This is a genomic window from Kandleria vitulina DSM 20405, assembly GCF_000702065.1.
GTDB lineage: Bacteria > Bacillota_I > Bacilli_A > Erysipelotrichales > Coprobacillaceae > Kandleria > Kandleria vitulina.
Genome location: NZ_JNKN01000014.1, coordinates 18,835 through 39,581, shown reverse-complemented (window position 1 = coordinate 39,581; position 20,747 = coordinate 18,835). Strand labels below are relative to the sequence as shown.

Below are 20,747 nucleotides of genomic sequence, written 5' to 3'. Positions count from 1 at the left end.
CTGACACCTACCCTTCTAAGCTTACTTTTTTGTAAGCTTCCATTAAGGCATTTTCATGCGAAATACCCTGTTCTTCAAAATGACCAATTAATTTAACGACCTTGGCATAGTCATTTGGCACAATCTTCTTGAAGTCAGTAATATAGTCATCGAAATGATCAAGAATTTCTTTTGCTTTTGGAGAATTTGTTTCTTTATAGTAGTCCTTAATCAAATCAAGTAATTCCTGTTTATCATATTTTTCTGTTACTTCGTACATTGTAACCATATCTTTATTTAATTTTAAGTAAAGTGTATGATCTTGATCTAATACATAAGCAATACCGCCACTCATACCAGCTGCAAAGTTCTTACCTGTATTACCTAAGATAACAGCTTTACCACCTGTCATATATTCAAGACCGTGGTCTCCGCATCCTTCGCTGACAGCGATAGCACCTGAGTTTCTGACACAGAAACGTTCACCAGCTACCCCTTCAAAGTATGCTTTACCGCTTGTTGCACCATATAAGGCAACGTTACCGATAATGATGTTTTCTGATGGTTCAAAGCTTGAAGATTCATCAGGTGTGATAACGATCTTACCACCTGATAATCCTTTACCTACGCCATCATTGGCATCACCGTGTAAGTTGATTGTTACACCATTTGGCAAGAAGGCACCAAGTGACTGACCTGCTCCACCGTAGGCATTGATCTTATAGAAATCTTCTGGTAATGATTTCTTGTATTTATTAGCAACCACTGAACCGAAATGAGTACCAAATGAACGGTCTGTTGATGTAATGTCTACATCAATAGTTAATGATGACTTGCGTTCAACAGCGTTCTTGAACATTGGAATCAATACTTTTTCATCTGCAGTTGTTTCAAGCTTGAAGTCGTATGCAGATTTAGGATTGAAGTGGTTGATTGAAGATGATGCATATGTATCATCCAATAATTCTTCAAAGTTCATCTGAGCAGCTACATCGTTAGAGAAACGTGGTTCTAAGAAATCAGTATGACCGACCATTTCATCGACAGTCTTGAATCCTAATTCTGCCATGATTTCACGTACTTCTTCTGCGATGAACATCATGAAGTTCATAACGTGTTCAGGTTTACCCTTGAAACGTTTTCTTAATTCTTCATTCTGAGTCGCAACCCCAAATGGACATGTATCTTTTGAGCAGACTCTCATCATCATACATCCCATTGATACTAATGCAGTAGTGGCGAAACCGAATTCTTCTGCACCTAATAATGCAGCGATCACAACGTCACGACCACTCATTAATTTACCATCAGTTTCAACGATGACATGATCTCTTAAGCCATTTTCTACTAATGCCTTATGTGCTTCCGCAACACCCTGTTCCCAAGGTAAACCAGCATGGTGGATAGAACTGATTGGAGCAGCTCCAGTACCTCCATCGTAACCTGAGATAAGGATAACCTGAGCACCAGCTTTAGCAACACCAGAAGCGATAGTTCCTACACCTGCTTCTGATACAAGCTTAACTGAGATTCTAGCTCTCTCATTGACATTCTTTAAGTCGTAGATTAACTGTGCAAGATCTTCAATTGAGTAAATATCATGATGTGGTGGTGGTGAAATTAATGATACACCCGGAGTTGAACATCTTGTCTTAGCAACCCATGGATAAACTTTCTTACCTGGAAGGTGTCCACCTTCACCAGGCTTAGCACCCTGAGCCATTTTGATCTGGATTTCAGAAGCACTATTCAAGTAAGCTGAAGTAACACCGAAACGTCCTGATGCAACCTGTTTGATTGCACTGTTTCTAAGTGTTCCATAACGATCTTCGTCTTCTCCACCTTCACCAGTGTTGCTCTTTGCATGAAGCTTGTTCATGGCAATAGCCATTGTTTCATGCGCTTCTTTAGAAAGTGAACCATAACTCATGGCACCAGTTTTAAATCTCTTAACGATTTCACTAGCACTTTCTACTTCTGTAATTGGGACAGGTTTTCTATTTTTCTTGAATGTAAGCTGAGAACGTAATGTATGAGGACGTTCAGGATCATCAATCATCTTAGTGTAATCCTTGAACTTCTTATAATCACCATTTCTTACAGCTTCCTGTAAAGTTGTGATAGCTTCTGGTGTATAAAGATGATCTTCTTTATCGTCACCGCTTCTTAATGAATGCATACCAATTGAATCAAGTGAAGCATCTACACCTAATCCCATTGGATCGAAGGCATGATCATGTCTTTCAACAACATCTTCTTCGATTTCTTTTAAGTGGATCCCGCCAACTTTAGATACGATACCTGTGAAGTATTCATCGATGACTTCTTGAGATAAGCCAACTGCTTCAAAGATATGTGCTGACTGATATGACTGTAATGTAGAAATACCCATCTTAGCCATAACTTTAACGATACCGCCTAAGATTGCATTATTAAAATCAGCAACTGCAGTATAGTAATCTTTATCTAATGTACCAAGCTTGATTACTTCTTCGATACATTCATGTGCTAAATAGGGATGAATAGCACGAGCACCGAAACCTAATAATGTTGCAAACTGATGAACATCTCTAGGTTCTGCTGATTCAAGAATCAATGATACAGCTGTACGTTTCTTAGTACGTACTAAATGCTGTTCTGCTGAAGATACAGCTAATAATGAAGGAATAGCCACATGGTTTTCATCGATGCCTCTATCACTTAAGATGATGATATTAAAGCCTTCATTGTAGGCTTTATCAATCTTAAGATTTAATGCATCAAGAGCTTTCTTCAATGAAGTGTGTTTATAGTAAAGTAAAGAAATAGTTGTAGTCTTGAAACCTTCCTGGTTTAATTTCTTGATCTTTAATAGATCAACACCAGTTAAGATTGGGTTATTTAATTCAAGAACACGACAGTTGTCGCTCTTTTCCTGAAGAAGGTTACCATCACTTCCGATATAGACTGTTGTGTCAGTAACAATCTTTTCTCTTAGTGAGTCAATTGGTGGGTTTGTAACCTGTGCAAAGAGCTGTTTGAAGTAGTAGAACAATGGCTGATGTTTCTTTGAAAGAATAGCTAATGGAATATCATGTCCCATTGAAGCAGTTGGTTCTTTACCATTCATAGCCATTGGGATAATGCCGTTCTTGACATCTTCATAAGCCCAACCGAAGACCTTATATAATTTATCTCTTTCTTTTTGTGTATGTGATGGCACCTTCTGATTAGGAATCTTAAGATCTCCTAAATGAAGAAGATGACGATCTAGCCATTCACCATAAGGTTTACGTGTAGCATAAGCTGTCTTTAATTCATCATCAGAGATGATACGTTTTTTCATTGTATCAACAAGTAACATCTTACCTGGTTCAAGTCTTGATTTCTTGATGATATGTTTTGGATCAATGTCTAATACACCAACTTCTGATGCAAGAATTAATCTGTGATCATCTGTTAAATAATAACGTGATGGACGAAGTCCGTTACGGTCAAGAGTTGCTCCTAAGATATCACCATCTGTATAAAGGATAGCAGCTGGTCCATCCCATGCTTCCATCATTGTTGCATAGTAATGATAGAAATCTCTCTTCTTAGATGACATGAATCTATTATGTTTCCATGGTTCTGGAATAAGTGTCATCATTGCTAATGGCAAGTCCATGCCATTCATATATAAGAATTCTAATGTGTTATCCAACATGGCAGAATCGGAACCTGTCTTATGGATAACTGGAAGAATCTTATCCATATCTTCAGTAAGATAAGAAGAACTCATAGTTTCTTCTCTCGCTAACATTCTATCAGCGTTACCTCTGATTGTATTGATTTCCCCATTGTGGGCAATCATACGATATGGATGGGCACGTTCCCAAGATGGAACAGTGTTAGTAGAGAAACGTGAATGTACTACAGCGATAGCACTTGTGTAAGATGGATCTCTTAAATCATCATAGAAGGCTCTTAGCTGGGTAACAAGGAACATTCCCTTGTAAACGATTGTTCTTGATGATAAAGAACAGATATAAGTATTTTCAGATGATTGTTCAAATTCTCTTCGTACAACATAAAGCAAACGATCAAATGCAACACCACGTTCTACATCGCTAGGACGTTCAATGAATGCCTGTTCAATAGATGGCATGCAGTTTAAGGCAAGATCACCTAAAATTTCAGGATGAACAGGAACTTTTCTCCATCCTAAGAATTTTAGACCATTCTTTTCTACAATGACTTCGAATCTACGTTTAGCAAAGGTATTTTCTAATGAATCTTCTGGAAGGAAGAACATACCAATACCGTAGTCTCTTTCATCTTTAATTGTGATTGTTGATTTCTTTAATGCTTTTTTGAAGAAGGAATGCGAAATCTGAAGCAATATACCAACGCCATCTCCTACTTTTCCGCTCGCATCTTTACCTGCTCTGTGTTCGAGCTTTTCTACAATGTGTAAGGCATCATCCAATACTTGATAGTCTTTTTTACCATCAATGTTGACGATAGCACCAATACCACAGGCATCGTGATCTTGTAATGTATACTTTCTATTCATCTCTCGTATTCCTTTCTATTTATCTTAATGAGAATAGTAATTCATCATATGTTGGGTAATTTAATGCTTCACTTGGAATCTTAGATTCAGCAGTATCCACTGGTGTTCTTAATAGATTCATATCTTCTAATATAACATCGTGATATAATCTTGCTTTTTCTAATGAATCATCAGTGTTTTCAGCCTTGATGACATCAGCTTCAAGTTTTTCTAAAGCTTCATCAATTGCAACTGAACAAGCATCTAATTCTTTTAATACACGTAATTCATATCCATGAACTGCGCCTAATAATTCTTTTTTCTGTAATAATTCTTTTTCTACACCTTTCATGTATTTAAATAATGAAGGAGTGAAATCACGTTTTACCATATCGATCATAGTTAATGCTTCGATATGAATTGTTTTTGCGTAGTTTTCTAGATAGATTTCATAACGTGAATCAATTTCTTCTTTTGTGAAGATGTGATATTTAGTAAATAAATCTACGTTCTTTGGATCTTTTAGCTGAGGTACAGCATCAGGCAATGATTTTAAGTTATATAAGCCTCTCTTTTCAGCTTCTTCAATCCATGCATCTGTATAACCGTTACCGTTGAATAAGATACGTTTATGTTCATCTAATGTTTTCTTTAATAACTTATAGATTTCTGCTTCCATATCTTCTTCTTTAACATCTTTTAATGTTTCATAGATATCTTCAAGAGTTGAAGCAACAGCAGTGTTTAAGATGATATTTGGATCAGCTACTGATAATGCTGAACCTGGCATTCTGAATTCGAATTTGTTTCCAGTAAATGCGAATGGAGAAGTTCTGTTTCTATCTGTAGTATCTTTTACGAAGTTTGGAAGAACAGTAGCACCAATTGACATTTCAGTCTTTTCAGTAGTTCCTTCAAATGTTTCTGTATCGATAGAATGTAGAACTTTAGCAAGTTCATCACCTACATAAATTGAGACAACTGCTGGTGGTGCTTCGTTGGCACCAAGACGATGATCGTTACCAGCAGAGGCAACAGACACTCTTAATAAATCCTGATAGTTATCTACAGCGGCAATTGTAGCCATTAAGAACACTAGGAATGTGATGTTGTGATATGGATCGTCTCCTGGATCTAACAAGTTAAGTTTTGTGTTCGTTACAATTGACCAGTTATCATGTTTACCTGAACCATTGACACCTTCAAATGGTTTTTCATGTAACAAGCAAGCGAAGTGATGCTTATCTGCTACTTTCTTCATGATTTCCATAGTCAACTGGTTATGATCACAGGCGATATTAGCTGTTTCAAACACAGGTGCTAGCTCATGCTGAGCGGGAGCCACTTCGTTGTGTTTTGTTTTAGCTGGTACGCCAAGTTTCCATAACTCTTCATCAAGATCATGCATAAATGCTGCTACTTTTGGTTTTAACACACCAAAGTAATGATCTTCCATTTCCTGTCCTTTAGGAGCAGGTGCACCAAGCAATGTTCTTCCTGTTAATAATAAATCCTTTCTTTTCTTGTAAAGATCTTTATCAATAAGGAAGTATTCCTGTTCACTACCAATAGTTGTATCGATATGTGTTACATCCTTCTTTCCTAATAAATGCAGCACTTTTACAGCCTGTTCATTTAAGGCATCCATACTTCTTAGTAATGGTGTCTTCTTATCCAAAGCTTCTCCACTATATGAGCAGAATGCTGTTGGAATATAAAGAGACTTATCTTTAATAAATGCTGGAGAAGATGGATCCCATGCAGTATATCCTCTCGCTTCAAATGTTGCTCTTAAACCACCACTTGGGAATGAAGATGCGTCAGGTTCACCTTTCACAAGTTCTTTTCCAGAGAATTCCATAATGATTTCTCCATTTGATCTTGGCGATACAAATGAGTCGTGTTTTTCAGCAGTAACACCAGTCATTGGCTGGAACCAATGAGTATAATGAGTTGCCCCATTTTCAATAGCCCAGTTCTTCATAGCTGCCGCTACTGTATTGGCAACATCTATATCTAAAGATGCACCATACTTAGTCGTTTTATGTAAAGCCTTGTAAACGTCACTTGGTAATCTTTTCTTCATTACCGTGTCGTTGAAAACGAGACTTCCATACATATCAGGTATTGATTTGTCCATGCTTATGCCCCCTCCTAAAGTGATAAGTATTTATCACTCATTAATTTTCTCTCATTATACCTGTATACTACCTCCTGTCAACTATAAATTGAGTTTTTTGTGCATCGATATTGGAATTTACTAAAAAAATAAATATTTGCTTGTTTATAATACAAAAAGACCTCCATCTTTTATAAAATGGAGATCTTTTCATCTTATTTTAACTCGGTGTCCTTTTTTAATAATTTTTTATCATTTTATCATATTTTCTCATTTGCAACTTTTTTCTTACTGGAAATGAACAGAGAAAAGCAATAATGCCTATGATTAGGCCATATTTTCCTTTTAGAAGAAAAATCAAGAGAATAATAATCATCCAGTAGATAAGCTTTGTCTTCCTATTATACTTGTTTAATTCTTCGATAAGATCCACTTCATCTTTCTTGTAAGGCGCTCCTTCAATATAATCTACTGCTTTCTTTACGCCTCCTGAGGATATGAAGTCTTGTCTATATTGCATGGCTGAAGATACAAATTGTGGGTTATGTAAAATCTTCATAGCTGAAGAATGAATATCATCATCAAGCATAATGCCTGCTCCTATCTCTTTTGTACGTCTTGCTACAGCACGCTGCTCTGCAGTCTGTGGACACAATAACATCGGTGTTGCCATATAGAGACTCTCAGACACACTGTTCATGCCACAGTGAGTAATAAACAGATTGGCTCTTGATAAGACTTCCAACTGATTAACAGATGGATAAATATGTACTTTTTCTTTATTGAAATGTAATTGTTCAATAGGAACATTGTTTCCTACTGAGATGATAATGTCTACATCTTCATCTTGAAGACAATCAATACATTTCTGATAAAAATCTAATCGCTCATTAATGATTGTTCCCATTGAAATATAGATCAGAGCTCTTTCATGATGTTTGTCTAATGTATAATGATCAAACAAGGATGGTCCTACAAATTGATAATGTGATGAAAAGCTTTCTGCAAATGGCTGAAATGATTTTGAAGTATAGACCAGGGTATCTGTATGATTATCACTTGATACTAATGAAATTGCATTTTTGACATGGTATCCATACTGCTCTAGCTTTTTTAGTTCCTTTGATACTTTTGGCAAACCAAATATGATATCAGCAACTTCTTTAAATGATTGTTTCATATAACTGCTAGATAATTGATTGAAAGCAAAGGTGGTCGTTGAAACAACGTATGGGATCTTATATTTCATAGCACTTAGCTTTCCCCAAAAACATGCGGAATCGGTTATGATCAGATCTGGCTTTTCTTTCTTGAATTCTTCATTTAGAAAAGAATCCATTTCTATTGTGATATGAATAGATTGAATTGTCATCTCAGTAGTAGAGATATTCTTTAGCTTCTTTTCTTGTTTATTAGTAAGTGAAGATAGAAATCTATCACATGAAATATAGGTAGCTTTTGTACTTTCTATCTTTTCTTTAAAAAGATCAAATGAATAAAATCTTACATGATGACCACGTTCTACAAGTTCACGAGCAATGGGCAACAAGGGATTCGTATGTCCGAATGCTGGAATACAGAAGAATGCAATGTTCTTCATCAGCCTTCACCTTCTTCAAATGCTTTTTCAAACAGTGTCGCAAAAGCACCTTTTGGTGGTATCGCAATGCCTTTCTCTTCATCTCCCAATAGCAACAATGTGTCGCCTGGCTTAATCTGAAATAAATTTCTTGCCTGCTTAGGGATGACAATCTGTCCTTTTTCTCCTACAGTCGCAGTCCATGCGTATTTTCCATTCTTTTTCATATTTATCCCTCCAAAGTATGATTTGTATAACTAATTATACTTTTTATATTTAGAAAAGGCCAGTGATTCTCACTGGTCTAATTTTTTTATTGGATGACGTACAACCGTCTTGCGTTTTTCTTCAGCGACTCTTCTTGCATCGCTTAAATAGATTTCATGATGTCTGCGTTGATCATTTATGTCTAAAACATATTCATCTTTGATGAATTCATGCATCAATGATACGGTCGCAACTTCATCATCATAGGAACCTATGTGCATGCACTGAACACATAGTCCTTCTTCATAGTGAAAGAATTCTACCTTTGAGAAATCCATTTTCTTCTTTTTAGTGGCACTCTCTTTGGCCCACTCTACATCTTCTTTAGTAATAAAGTCTGGTAGACGTATCACTGAGATCCACTGCAATTGATCTTTTTTATTGTAATCCATGCCTTTTATATTTTCCTGCCACCAAAATCCTTCTAATGGTGGAACAACATAATCAAAGTAGCCTTCTATTTGATGATCTGTCTTCTTGCTCATCTTTAAAGTATAAGCTACACCATAAAGAAGCGTAATGGACTGTTTATATTCTCCATCTTCTTTATTGGGATCTCCTTTTCCTCTTACGGCAATATAATTCATTGGTGGTACTTCTACAATACTTGGCTTTTTTTGTGGCATGTAGAATTCTTTATATTCTTTTTTATAGTCAAATGGCATAATGTTCACCTCTTCTTTTATTATAAAGAAACGTGAGTATGAATCCAATTGTATCATTATGCTAATCCATCTAAAACATCTAAATTCACATTATAGTGGTAACTTCTTCCTTTTTTATCACATTCTACATATCCTAATTGCTCAAGCTTTTTTAGTTTAATAATAAGAGTTTTATTTGAAATATTTGATACTTCCCATGCCTGAAGGCAGGGGGAGTGTCAAGTACAAATAAATAACTTATAGAAAAAAATTTCATATTAATAGAGCACCTCGCGTTTCAAATAATTACATAAAACTTTATTTCAAAATCTTCTCCATCAAATAAAACTCACCCATATGCCAATGTGCATGACCTCTTTTTACAAAACCGTTCTTCTCATAAAGATGTCTCGCATAAGGATTAAGTGAAAAGACATCTAATCTAATGGCATCATAGCCCATGTCTTTTGCTTGTTTTTCAATTTGTGATAATACTGTTTTACCAATCCCTTTTCCTTGTCTATTAGGAGATACACATAAGCGATGAAGAACACAATAGTGATCTGTACTCCATTTAAATTGATTATAGTCTTCGTCACATTCTTCATTGATTGAATAAACTGCGAGTAGTTCATCTTCTTCTGCTAGATAGAGATTATTATTCTTTATGTCTTCTTCAAAATCATTCTTATGTGGATAATACTCATTCCATTGATATATACCCTGTTTTCTCATTAATGTTTTTGCATCTTCAATTAGTATACATATACTAGGAAGATCCTGTATTGTTGCTTTTCTATAATTCATATTTATCCTCTTATTCTATGATATTTTATTTATCTTAGTTACATTCCGTAAGTGCTGATTCGAGAGATATTCTTTCTAAATCTTATATGTATATATTTAATCTCCAGCAATGAAAATATTATAATACAACAAAAAGCAATTCAGCTTTCTCACTACTCGTATATTAACATATATCACAGGAAACCATAGAACCTCTATACTAAAAAATAAGCTTTATTATTCATATAGGCATAAAAAATGTCTAGTTTTATTTTAAAGGAGCACATAATCATGAGTGCTCCTTCATAAATTAAATTGTCATTATTTTCTTGTAAGCTTCTACTTCTTTATCTCTGAAGCCACAGAAATAGATATACATTTTTGTATCTTTATGTTCATCAATCCATGACATGACAGCTTGATAAGATACCTGAGCAGCTTCTTCAATTGGATAGCCGTAGACACCTGTAGAAATGCCAGGAAAAGCAATGCTTTTACATTTATTGTCTAAGGCGAGATCTAAACTTTTCAGATAGCACGATCTTAAAAGCTGTGCATCATCACTACTGCCACAATAGATTGGACCTACAGTATGAATAATATAGTGTGCATTTTTAATATTATAAGCAAAAGTAATCTTAGCCTCTCCGCACTCACAGCCATGAAGGCTGCGACATTCTTTTAAGAGCTGAGGGCCTGCTGCGCGATGAATCGCGCCGTCTACGCCCCCGCCTCCTAACAGCGTGCTGTTAGCCGCATTTACGATAGCGTCGACAGGCATGTCGACAACGCTGGCTTTAACGAGTGTTATGGTGGAGAGATGTTGTTGTTTTGTTAAGATGATATCCATGATCTCACTTCCTTGTAAGAATTATATCATAGAAAAAGATTCATAGGTCGTACATTATAAATACCTATCGTGTTTAATTTTATTTCAATTAGTAATTGAAATAATAATGTTATTTGTGTTTCATTAAAAACTATAAAAGAGCACTTTTGAGTGCTCTTTTATGAGTAGATCATCATAATCTTAGTAACATAACCTTTTTTAACGACTACGATCAATCCACAATTCCAATCTCCAGACTTACGGATATCTTTAATAGTACTTGTGATCTTCTTATATTTGATTCTTTGTGTATAGGTAGAATCAAATAATCTTCTTCCATCTGAAGAAACTGATGTTAAATAGTATTTACATTTCTTGCTTACTTTAAACACTTTGTATCTACCGACTTTTTTCATTCTATTAATATTATTTGTCTTACAATACTCAATCGATCTTCCTTTTACGTTTTTAACATACAACTTTCTTCCTTTTTTCTTGAAAGTTGTACAAACTGAAGTATCAGTGGAGTAGTATCCTGATGCTGTTTTAGCATTTGTGTTTTTTGCAGTTAATGTAAATAACATCATCATACATAATGCCATTGTGACAATTTTTAAAGATAGTTTTCTCATATTTCCATTTTCCTTTCTTATAATTGTAGTTTTATAGTCTTATGATTTATTTTTCTTCATCCCTCCCACCAGCAAGCTGTTGTTTGCTTATGTTTACTACAGTCTCATCATATTAAAATAGTGAGACACTAATAGTGTCCCACTAAAATATTAATTAATATTTTGTTTAAGAATAAACCATCATAATTTTTGTAACATATCCTTTTTTACCTTGAAAAGAACCACAAAATCTCCAGAATCCAGATATTTTATCACATATCAAACAGTATTTTTTATGTCAGTAAATGTCAATTTTTCTAACCTTTTTGTATCATAAAGCTTAGTAGTCCCAGAAATAGTTGTATAATACTTACACTTCTTACTTATCTTAAACACTTTAAATCTACCTATATATTTCATGGTATGATGATTATTTTTCTTATAATATTCAATAGAAGATCCTTTTATTGTTTTTACAGACAACTTTTTCTTAAAGGTCATACAGGCAGAAACATAAACAACATAATAACCAGATTTTGTTTTTGCATTAATACTGCTTAATGTCAATGCAAATAAAAGCATTACGATTAACACTATCGTCATTAGCTTTGCAAAATGTTTTTCATAATTATCACTATTTTAATATAATCACACACTTAACTCAGAAGAAGGATTATACTTAAGCTTTCCTTTTCTCAATTTTGCTAAAGTTTTCAAATTTGCATCTTCGTATGTATTCCATACCATTTGTGAATCTTCATATAGATATTCATCTTTATAATACCAATTCTTCGCATCAAAATATCTTTGAATAGAAGGATTCTTAATAAATGAATAACCATGTCTTGCATAGATTTCATTAATAGCAATTCTTAATTGAGTTGGTGTCTTAATTGAAGATAACTGTGAGGCAGTTAAATATTCTGAATCACTATTTTCAAATACATACCCATCAGCATCTCTAATTCTCTCATCTACTGTTTGTCCATTCACTCTTGCTTCATATTTACTTGTGTCATAATTCACTACAAATGATTTTTGTCCAGTTACAGTATAATCATCTTCATCAATATTTATTGTAACAGTAACTTCTTCACCATTTTTCAATCCTGTAGATTTACTATACTTAAAGTATTCATTTTTAATATTATTTATGATTTCTTGAGATTTTGTACCATCGCTATCCGTACGCCAATGAAATTTTGTTTTTGTATAATCAATATCAGCATTGTTTTCATTTACAGTGTATGCTGGTTCAACAGCAGATAAAGTAATATGAATTTTATCATCACTCTTTGTTTTTACAGTTGATGTTAAAGATGAAGATTTAGTTTTAGTAGTGTCACTCTTTTTATTTAGAAAATAAAAGCCACCTGTAAATACACCTACTGCTAATACAAAGCACAATGCTATCAGTAAGGCTTTCTTCGTTTGCTTAGAACTTTCTGGAGAACTATGATTATTAGTATTCTCTTCAGAAATAGTCTCTTCTTTATTTTCTTCCTCTACTGAATCGTTTGTATCATCAAATTCAAATTTCTTATTTGAGTTTTCATCTTCATTTTGAACATTATCATCTATAGCTTCTGATAAATCATTTTCTTCAATTATCTCTTGATCATTATCTTCTTTTTGATCTTCGTCTAACTCAACTTTATCGTTTAATGCAGCACTATCTAAATCGACTTGATCTTCATCCTCGATAGAATTCTTTTCCATCTCTTGATTATCATCAATAACGCTTTCTTCTGATTTGTGATTATCGTCATCATTTAATAGATCTTCAGGTAATTTGTAACCACAATGGCCACAAAATACTGACCCTTCCATTAATGGTTTACCACAATTTGGACAAAATCTCATATTAATTCCTCATTTCATTTAATATATTAATCAGCTTGAAGTATTCCTATTTTCATAATTGTTTTATTTTTGACATATACAGATATTTTTTCATCCATATAAACAGTTCTTTTTAATTGTTTTTTTAATTCATGTCCATCTAACCAATACACATACCCAATTTTCTTTTTATGTTTAAAATATAAAGAAACTTTTTTTAAAAATTTTTTCTTAGAGATTCGTTCTATAAATTTGCCTTTATAAAAACATTTCATATAATACTTCGTTTTCTTATTGATCTTATAACTATATGTCTTTCCAATTCCCACACGATCTGCATCGTCATAACCATCCAAAACACACTCTGCAAGTTTTCTATAATACAATCGATTACCTTTAATCCTTACAAAAGCAACATCCCTATAAAATGTACGTGCATACGTTTTCTTTTGTTGTGTTACTAAAACAGTAAATATCATTAAAATAGCTACAAATACTTTTAATACTCTTTTCATTGTTTCATCTCCTTTATTATTAATCTACTTCGATAACATCTTCCGTAATTTCTGAATTAATATTATGTAAAGAAGATGCTATATCATCATCTCTTTTAATGTATTCATCTTCATTATCTTTCAGCATTGACTTATATGTAGAATAGTTACCAAATGTTTCATTATTTAAATCAGAATTTACATTCGTGATTTCATAGTAGTAATAATCTGTAGAAGTCGTTACTGTGTCATAATAATCTTTTGAAGTATGATTATCTTTAAATACCGCTACAAGTGAATCTTTCTTGTTATATTTCACAAGGTATGTTCCACAATATGAGAATCGATATGTTTCATAGTAATCATTTGTATACTCATTCTTTAGATATGTTAAAGCCTTATCTTTAATTAGTGCGATAGTATCCTTTGGAACTTCTTTTGCTTCTTTGAATCTATGAATAAGATTTTCAACTTTAATCACTTTTGAAGCACTTGTGACATGTAACTTTAATTTATCAGCAGTATCTTTATTGTAAACAGTAGTAACAGTAACACTGTCTCCGTTTTCCAAGTTCTCATCTTTTGAATAGTTATACTCGATACTATTAACAAAATCAGCAATTTCCTTATTGCTTTTATCATATTCAACATTATTAGTCACATCATCAATATAAGCTTCTCCAGATATTCCTTTATATGACAAGTTGATATTCTTAGCTAGATCAATATTGGTATAATTTAAATAATCATCCCATATGTAATAACCAATACCCATTGCCAATAATAATCCTATAACTAAGCAACCAATTGTTTTTTGTTTTCTTGTAAAACTAAGGGTGTCTTTTTTATTAGCGGCATTTGTTTTCTTCAATGAATTCAAAGAAATAGTCTCATATGTTTGTTGCTCTTTCTTATAATAAGTAACAAATAGATAAATAGAGTAAGCGAGAATAACAGCCCCAAACCCTAATGCTAAAATAAGAGAATTTACAGTTTCTTCCGGATTTTTTAAGATATTATAGGCATCCGAGACTAATCCTGATGATATTTTTCCACTAAATACATCTGATAAATCCAACGATAGCAATGATTGAATTGTGCTTATCGTTTTAAAATTAATAATAAGCAATAAAACATTAATACCGCTTAATCCTGCTAATATTGTAGTCTTGATATCTTTATGTTTTCTCGTATTAATAATTGAAAAAAAACAAACATAAAGACAAAGTACCATTGCTATGTAATAACAAGGTGGTATTAATTTTAATGATTGAATAGCTGAAGAAATACTACTCATACTATCAGAAAGAGAGTTAGAAGAAATGGAACCACTAATTCCTTTTAAATAGACAATGATAAATAATAATAAAGCACCTACTATCATCCCACATATTGATAGCTGCTTTACATTGCTAAACTCTCTCACCAACGAAAATTTTTTTGTTTCCTTTTGCTGATCATTATTAATAGACTTGTTTTGCTTTTCTACTTTACTACCGCAGTAGGGGCAAAAATTAGTAGACCCATTAAACTCCTTTCCACACTTCGCACATTTCATAAAAATCACCCTCTCTTTTATTAAAAAATATAATATTCATTTCCTTGATATACAATTAATACTTGCTCTTTAAAGCAAATTTGATTGGTCTTGTTCCCTGATCCACTTCATATGATGCAATACATACATAAACCTTATGACCATTAACATAAAACTGAATCTTATTAGGATGACTAATATAGTTTCTTATACTTGAACCATTTATTCCCTCTTTGAGAAGAGCATTTTTAATACTTACTAAAACACACGCTTTTTTCCCTTTTGTAACATCAAAAAGCTTTAATAATTTTCCTTTCTTATTAAATGTATATCCATAGTAATACCTATTGGCTACTCCTCCAAAGTGAGAATCATTTGTTCGACAAATACTGAAAATAGACTTTGTATTCTTTGTAACTCTAACATTGCTTTTATCCCACCAGTCATACGAGTCTTGTCTAAATTCAGCATTGCTCATTGATTTATTGACTTTAGTCTGATCTCTTTTATCAATTTTCTTTAAGTATGCTCTGATCTTTTTAATTCTCTTTGAGTGTCCTTTTACCAATACTTTTGTATAGTATTTTGTAAAAGTTCTTCCGCGATAATGATACGTATAATCTATCTTTTTATATTTATAAGATAATGCATTCACGTTATTCATAGATAACGTCATCATTAACATAGATAAAATCACAATTAAATATTTCTTCATAAAACACACCTTCCTTAATATGCTCTAATACGCTTCTTAATCTTTGCTGCTGAAACAAATTTTCCTCTAATCTTTCTACTCTTTTTCTTATTAAATGCAGCTTTTAATTTCTTTTTATATGTTTTCTTAGAGACCTTTTTATTATTCCATTCATAATGTTTTAAAGTTGCTTCTTCACTATATGGATACATACCGCCAGTAACTTTAAACTTACCTTTTTTTACAGAAATAATGTAATCAAAGCCAATGAACTTATAAAAATATTGATTATAGATTTTATTCTTACCTGGAATATATCTAAGATCACTTATTAACAAATTAAAATATAGGGTATCGATTTTTTTATTATTACTCGTTACCACAATATCACTTCTTCTATAATCTGTAAGCCAAACATCATTTTCGATAAATAATTCAGGGATTGAATCCTTATTAATATCTAATAATAAATATCTTATTTTTTCAGTTGCATGTGTCTTACGTTTTTCATTTTCAATCTTATTAATAAATTTGATATACTCAGTCTTCCAATGATTACGTTTTGCCTGAACACTAGTCATACTTACTCCCATCATAAATATACAGACAAAACAAATAATTATCCTTTTTAGCATAATTATTTCTCCCTTCTTAAATTTATATTTGTACCCTTAACAAAAGTTTACCATTTTTTGACAGTGCTACCAAATAGTTGCGGTGTTTTTAAAAAAATAATTGAAATTCAAATATTTTATCATTGTCAAAAAACAGTCAAAATATTTTTTGCTACCATATGGTTGTTCTTGAATACCTGCGATTTTCTTGTTTATAATGACTTTAGGAAAGTATGAAAGGGATGAATTAATATGATGAAAAGAAGATTTTTTAGCTTCTTTATAGCAATTGTGATGACATGCTCACTAATAATAATGAATCAAGTGAATAATTCTCAAGCTGCTTCGGGGGTCTATAATAAACTTGAAAGTCTTAAATCAGCGTATCCTAGTGGAAGGTTCTGGAATCACAAGGTTACAAACTCAAGCAATACTGGTGATGCTTTAGTAAAAAACAGGAATGAAAGCTACGCAGACTCTGTTACAACAACTTGTTGCTATTCACATAAGATGTCCAATGTCCCATCACAAAAATACGATTGTAACTACTTTGATGGTGGTATGCAATGTGATGGTTTTGCAAAGAGAATATTCAATAGAGTATTTGGTCAAAGAGTTTCACAACTCGGTAAAAGAACGGATACCGCTAATCTTAGAGTAGGTGATTTCGTAAGATTTAATTTTGGACATTCAGCAATTGTGTATTCTATTAATGGTAATGCAATCAGAGTTGTAGAATGTAATCTAAGTGGATATGGTGCACATAGAAACTGTGAAATAAGATGGAATGGATTTGAAAAAAATTATTATAAAGCTAACATTTCCTATTTTAAACGTGCCAGCAATTATGACTCTATCAATAATACTGATACTACAAAGCCAGTTATTTCTAACGTAAAAATTACAAATATCACTTCTTCAAGCTATACTGTTTCATGTACAGCAACAGATAACGTAGGCATTGATCGCGTACAGTTCCCTACTTGGACTGGAAATAAAGGTCAGGATGATCTTGCTTCATCTTGGTGGACAAATACAAGTGTACGTGGTTCTAAGAACGGTAATACTTATAGTTTCACTGTTTATATTTCTGCTCATAACAATGAACGTGGAAATTATTACACTCATATTTATGCTTATGATAAAGCTGGAAACTATCAAGTTTATGGTTGTCCTATTGTAACGTTACATGAAGCACCTTCTAAATCGACATTATCTGTCAATGCAGGAACAAGTTATGAACCAACTCGCTTTAATTGGACTGCTACAAAGAATACCGGTCATTATGATTTACGTATTTATCTAGGTAAGAATCTTTATAAATATGAACATCATATCAAGAGTACTAACTATTCTATTACATTACCTGAAGGACAATATTCTGCTTTTATTTGCTCTGTGAATTTTGAACATGGAGAAAACTTTACAATGGGCAATTGGGTTAACTTCACTGTTGTCAAAGGTGTCCCTAAACCAAAACCGGTTGTTCCAAAAAAAGTATCTCCACAGACTTATACAATCAATTCTGTAGTTTGGCGTTTTGCAAAAGGTAAGAAAAAATCTATTAGTACAAGATGGAACAAAGTCACTAATGCAAAATATGAAGTCTGGTATAAACTAACTGGAAAGAAAAAATGGTCTAAGAAACGTTGTTCTAAGACAGCTTATACTATCAAAAACTTAAAAAAGAAAAAGAAATACCAAGTAAAAATCCGTGCCTACAATAAGAGTAGTAGCGCATTCTCTTCAACTAAGACCGTTAAGACTAAATAAGACTATAAAAGATCAATCAGTAAAGTAACTACTGATTGATCTTTTTTTATTGGGAATTATTCTTTTTACATTGAATATGTAGATAAATGCAATAGCCTAAAAGAATGAATCCAAAACCGAAAGCAATTGTTAAATCTTTCATCGCTTGCTCTGGATCTTGTATAAATCTACCAGCACTGTTAACTAAAGATGAAGAAATATCACCTTCCATTGCATCTGATAAATCTAATGAATACAATCCTGATATTAATTTTATAGTATTCATACTTCCTAAAAGCAACAGTGAATTGATACCTGTCACTAGAGCTAATATAAATACCTTTATCTCTATTTCCTTAAGTAAATTAACAATCGCAAAAATACAAACAAAACAACATGCAATTAAAGAGATATAGTAGACAACCGGTACAATCTTACATACATTAATAAAAGCTTTCATGCTTTCAAATGTAGATGAAATAGATTCCGTGCTCATAGCATTACTGATTCCAAATACCAAAACAAGGGTTCCCGATAATAGTGCACCTACTATAATACCGATTTTAGATAATAGTTTAACTTGAGTAAATAACTGCACATAGTAATTCTTAAAAAATGGACTTTCCTTAAACTTATCACCAGCGAACCTTATTGTATTATTCTCACTTTGTATTTCATACTTTTCACCACAAAATGGACAAAAGTTCATTTCTATATTAAATGCTTTATCACATTTTTTACAAAGCTTTTTACCATTTCTTCTTAAGAGTTCTTCTCTCATAGCTTGTGTATCTACAAGTTTCTTTACCCTCTCTGCCTTTTGCCCACAATATGGGCAAAAATTCATATCTTTTGCAAACTCTTTACCACATTTTTTGCAATAGTTTTTATGCTCTTCAATTGTTACTGGTTCTCCACATGAAGGGCAAAATTTCATATCCACATCTAATGTTCGACCACACTTTGCACAGCTAGCTTTACTATTCAGCTTTGCTTGTTCGCTTTTTAAATCTTCGTATTTATTAGATACTGTCTTTTGAATAGTCTCTAAATATTTAAAATTAAACTTTTCATACTTGTGAGGCTGATTCAAATAGAAAATGAACATAAGAACAGCAGCAATAAGAAAAAGTATTCCAAAACCTGCTTCTCCTTGAATACCTTGTACTAATCGATCTGGATTTTTTAAAAGTCTATAAGCAGACTCATTAGAAGAAAAGAAATAGAAAGAACTATATAATGATGATAAATCAAGATTCATAATCTGCTTTAATATACTGACTGTTTTTGAATTAATGATCAATACAAAAGCATTCAGTGCACTTAAAGATGATAACACAATATAATCTATTTCTTTTTTTCTAATTGCATTAACTAGTGAAACAACAAAAACATATATGCTTAAATATTTTGACCAATCAAAATATCTTGGTATAGAGCTAATGCTATTGGATGCTGCCTTTAACACTTTAAATGGTTCTGAGATTTCTTCTGTTTCAAGATATGATTGAAATGATGATACTTTGATAAATGACAACGCTAATAATCCACCAGCTACTACGCAAATAGCAGATAATACAGTTTTACTGCAAATAATATTGAGAATACGGTTAAGTGTACCACCATAATTATTATCCATCTCAATATTATCTTGTACTACATGAGACTTTTCTCCACAAAATGGACAGAAGTTTAATTTGTCATCATACGTCTTTCCACATTTTAAGCATTTCATATAATTCACTTCCCTTTTATTATCAATTTAATTATTACCCTTAATAAAAGTTTACCATTTTTTGACAATGCTACCAAACAGTTGCGATTTTTTCCAAAAAAAAGCAGAACATTTCTGTTCCGCTTATCATTATATTAAAACAGAGCTTGGGAAGGGGGGATTAGCTCCGTTTTAAGCAATTTAATTTATGCAGATACTGCAAGTACTTTAGTAACTACACCATTCTTTACTACAAATACAATTCTGAATTCCCAAGAATCGTACTGTCTAGCTTTAATAATAGATGATTTAATATTTGAGAAAGTCGTCTTCTTCATGTATTTCTTATCGTATAAACGATTATATCCTGCAATTGCAGCCCAATAATACTTACACTTTTTACTTAACTTAAACTTCTTTGAATAACCGACATATTTAACTTTTGCCATATTATTTTTTTTATAGTAGGCAATCTTATAATATTTTTTCGTTTTAACAGTCAGTTTGCGTCCGCTCTTCTTAAATGTCTTAACACCTTGATTCAATACTGAATAATATCTTGTAGAAGCAGCATCTACATTATTAACGCATACTGAAAGCATAAAGAGACAAACAATAACCGACATTACTTTTAATAGTTTTCTTTTCATATTATCCCTCATTTCTTATTGATCTTTTAATATGCCATGTCCCTTATCTATTTTTATTTTACTTAAATATGACGTTTCTTTCCATTAAAATTGTGTTTTAGAAAAAAATAATCTTTGAATAAT

General features: G+C 32.5%; 17 protein-coding genes. 1 reads left to right on the top strand and 16 read right to left on the bottom strand.

Annotation, left to right across the window (positions count from 1 at the left end):
• Positions 1-7: 7 nt before the first annotated feature.
• The 14 genes from gltB to T513_RS0104920 all read right to left on the bottom strand — a co-directional run bounded on the left by gltB (position 8) and on the right by T513_RS0104920 (position 16,529).
• Positions 8-4,513 (bottom strand): glutamate synthase large subunit, encoded by a 4,506-nt coding sequence (gene gltB / locus T513_RS0104985; RefSeq protein ID WP_031589234.1) that lies wholly within the window; start codon positions 4,511-4,513, stop codon positions 8-10.
• A 19-nt stretch (positions 4,514-4,532) separates the two neighbouring features.
• Positions 4,533-6,632, bottom strand: a complete 2,100-nt coding sequence (locus T513_RS0104980) for a glutamine synthetase III family protein (protein ID WP_029071153.1) — start codon at positions 6,630-6,632, stop codon at positions 4,533-4,535.
• A gap of 217 nt (positions 6,633-6,849) precedes the next feature.
• Positions 6,850-8,211, bottom strand: a complete 1,362-nt coding sequence (locus T513_RS0104975; protein WP_031589232.1) for a macrolide family glycosyltransferase — start codon at positions 8,209-8,211, stop codon at positions 6,850-6,852.
• Positions 8,211-8,417 (bottom strand): AbrB/MazE/SpoVT family DNA-binding domain-containing protein, encoded by a 207-nt coding sequence (locus T513_RS0104970; protein WP_031589230.1) that lies wholly within the window; start codon positions 8,415-8,417, stop codon positions 8,211-8,213. The genes T513_RS0104975 and T513_RS0104970 overlap by 1 nt, the downstream gene beginning before the upstream one ends.
• Positions 8,418-8,486: 69 nt before the next feature.
• Positions 8,487-9,122, bottom strand: coding sequence for a GyrI-like domain-containing protein (locus T513_RS0104965; protein ID WP_031589229.1), 636 nt, complete (start codon positions 9,120-9,122; stop codon positions 8,487-8,489).
• Positions 9,123-9,419: 297 nt separating this feature from the next.
• Positions 9,420-9,908: a GNAT family N-acetyltransferase gene (locus tag T513_RS0104960; RefSeq protein ID WP_031589228.1), complete on the bottom strand. Its 489-nt coding sequence runs from the start codon at positions 9,906-9,908 to the stop codon at positions 9,420-9,422.
• A 289-nt stretch (positions 9,909-10,197) separates the two neighbouring features.
• Positions 10,198-10,737, bottom strand: a complete 540-nt coding sequence (locus T513_RS0104955; protein WP_031589227.1) for an O-acetyl-ADP-ribose deacetylase — start codon at positions 10,735-10,737, stop codon at positions 10,198-10,200.
• A gap of 158 nt (positions 10,738-10,895) precedes the next feature.
• Positions 10,896-11,348: a hypothetical protein gene (locus T513_RS0104950; RefSeq protein ID WP_031589226.1), complete on the bottom strand. Its 453-nt coding sequence runs from the start codon at positions 11,346-11,348 to the stop codon at positions 10,896-10,898.
• A 258-nt stretch (positions 11,349-11,606) separates the two neighbouring features.
• Positions 11,607-11,930 (bottom strand): hypothetical protein, encoded by a 324-nt coding sequence (locus T513_RS0104945; protein WP_155266071.1) that lies wholly within the window; start codon positions 11,928-11,930, stop codon positions 11,607-11,609.
• 45 nt (positions 11,931-11,975) lie between these two features.
• Positions 11,976-13,190 carry a YARHG domain-containing protein gene (locus T513_RS0104940; RefSeq protein WP_031589224.1) on the bottom strand — a complete coding sequence of 405 codons (1,215 nt, stop codon included), beginning with the start codon at positions 13,188-13,190 and terminating at the stop codon, positions 11,976-11,978.
• Positions 13,191-13,216: 26 nt separating this feature from the next.
• Positions 13,217-13,684: a hypothetical protein gene (locus tag T513_RS0104935; protein ID WP_031589223.1), complete on the bottom strand. Its 468-nt coding sequence runs from the start codon at positions 13,682-13,684 to the stop codon at positions 13,217-13,219.
• Between the two features lie 19 nt (positions 13,685-13,703).
• Positions 13,704-15,221 carry a TFIIB-type zinc ribbon-containing protein gene (locus T513_RS0104930; RefSeq protein ID WP_031589221.1) on the bottom strand — a complete coding sequence of 506 codons (1,518 nt, stop codon included), beginning with the start codon at positions 15,219-15,221 and terminating at the stop codon, positions 13,704-13,706.
• A 55-nt stretch (positions 15,222-15,276) separates the two neighbouring features.
• A complete protein-coding gene (locus T513_RS0104925) occupies positions 15,277-15,915 on the bottom strand; it encodes a hypothetical protein (protein WP_031589220.1) in 639 nt (212 codons plus the stop codon).
• Between the two features lie 14 nt (positions 15,916-15,929).
• Positions 15,930-16,529 (bottom strand): hypothetical protein, encoded by a 600-nt coding sequence (locus T513_RS0104920; protein WP_155266070.1) that lies wholly within the window; start codon positions 16,527-16,529, stop codon positions 15,930-15,932.
• Between the two features lie 231 nt (positions 16,530-16,760).
• Here T513_RS0104920 and T513_RS0104915 point away from each other — a divergent pair, with 231 nt between their 5' ends.
• Positions 16,761-18,281, top strand: a complete 1,521-nt coding sequence (locus tag T513_RS0104915) for a GBS Bsp-like repeat-containing protein (protein ID WP_031589217.1) — start codon at positions 16,761-16,763, stop codon at positions 18,279-18,281.
• 46 nt (positions 18,282-18,327) lie between these two features.
• Here the strand turns inward: T513_RS0104915 and T513_RS0104910 are convergent, their stop codons facing one another.
• Both T513_RS0104910 and T513_RS0104905 read right to left on the bottom strand, forming a co-directional pair.
• The gene (locus tag T513_RS0104910) at positions 18,328-19,995 is read right to left on the bottom strand and encodes a zinc ribbon domain-containing protein (protein ID WP_031589216.1); all 1,668 of its coding nucleotides are present in this window, start codon (positions 19,993-19,995) and stop codon (positions 18,328-18,330) included.
• A 185-nt stretch (positions 19,996-20,180) separates the two neighbouring features.
• Positions 20,181-20,624 (bottom strand): hypothetical protein, encoded by a 444-nt coding sequence (locus T513_RS0104905; protein WP_031589215.1) that lies wholly within the window; start codon positions 20,622-20,624, stop codon positions 20,181-20,183.
• Between the last annotated feature and the right edge of the window lie 123 nt (positions 20,625-20,747).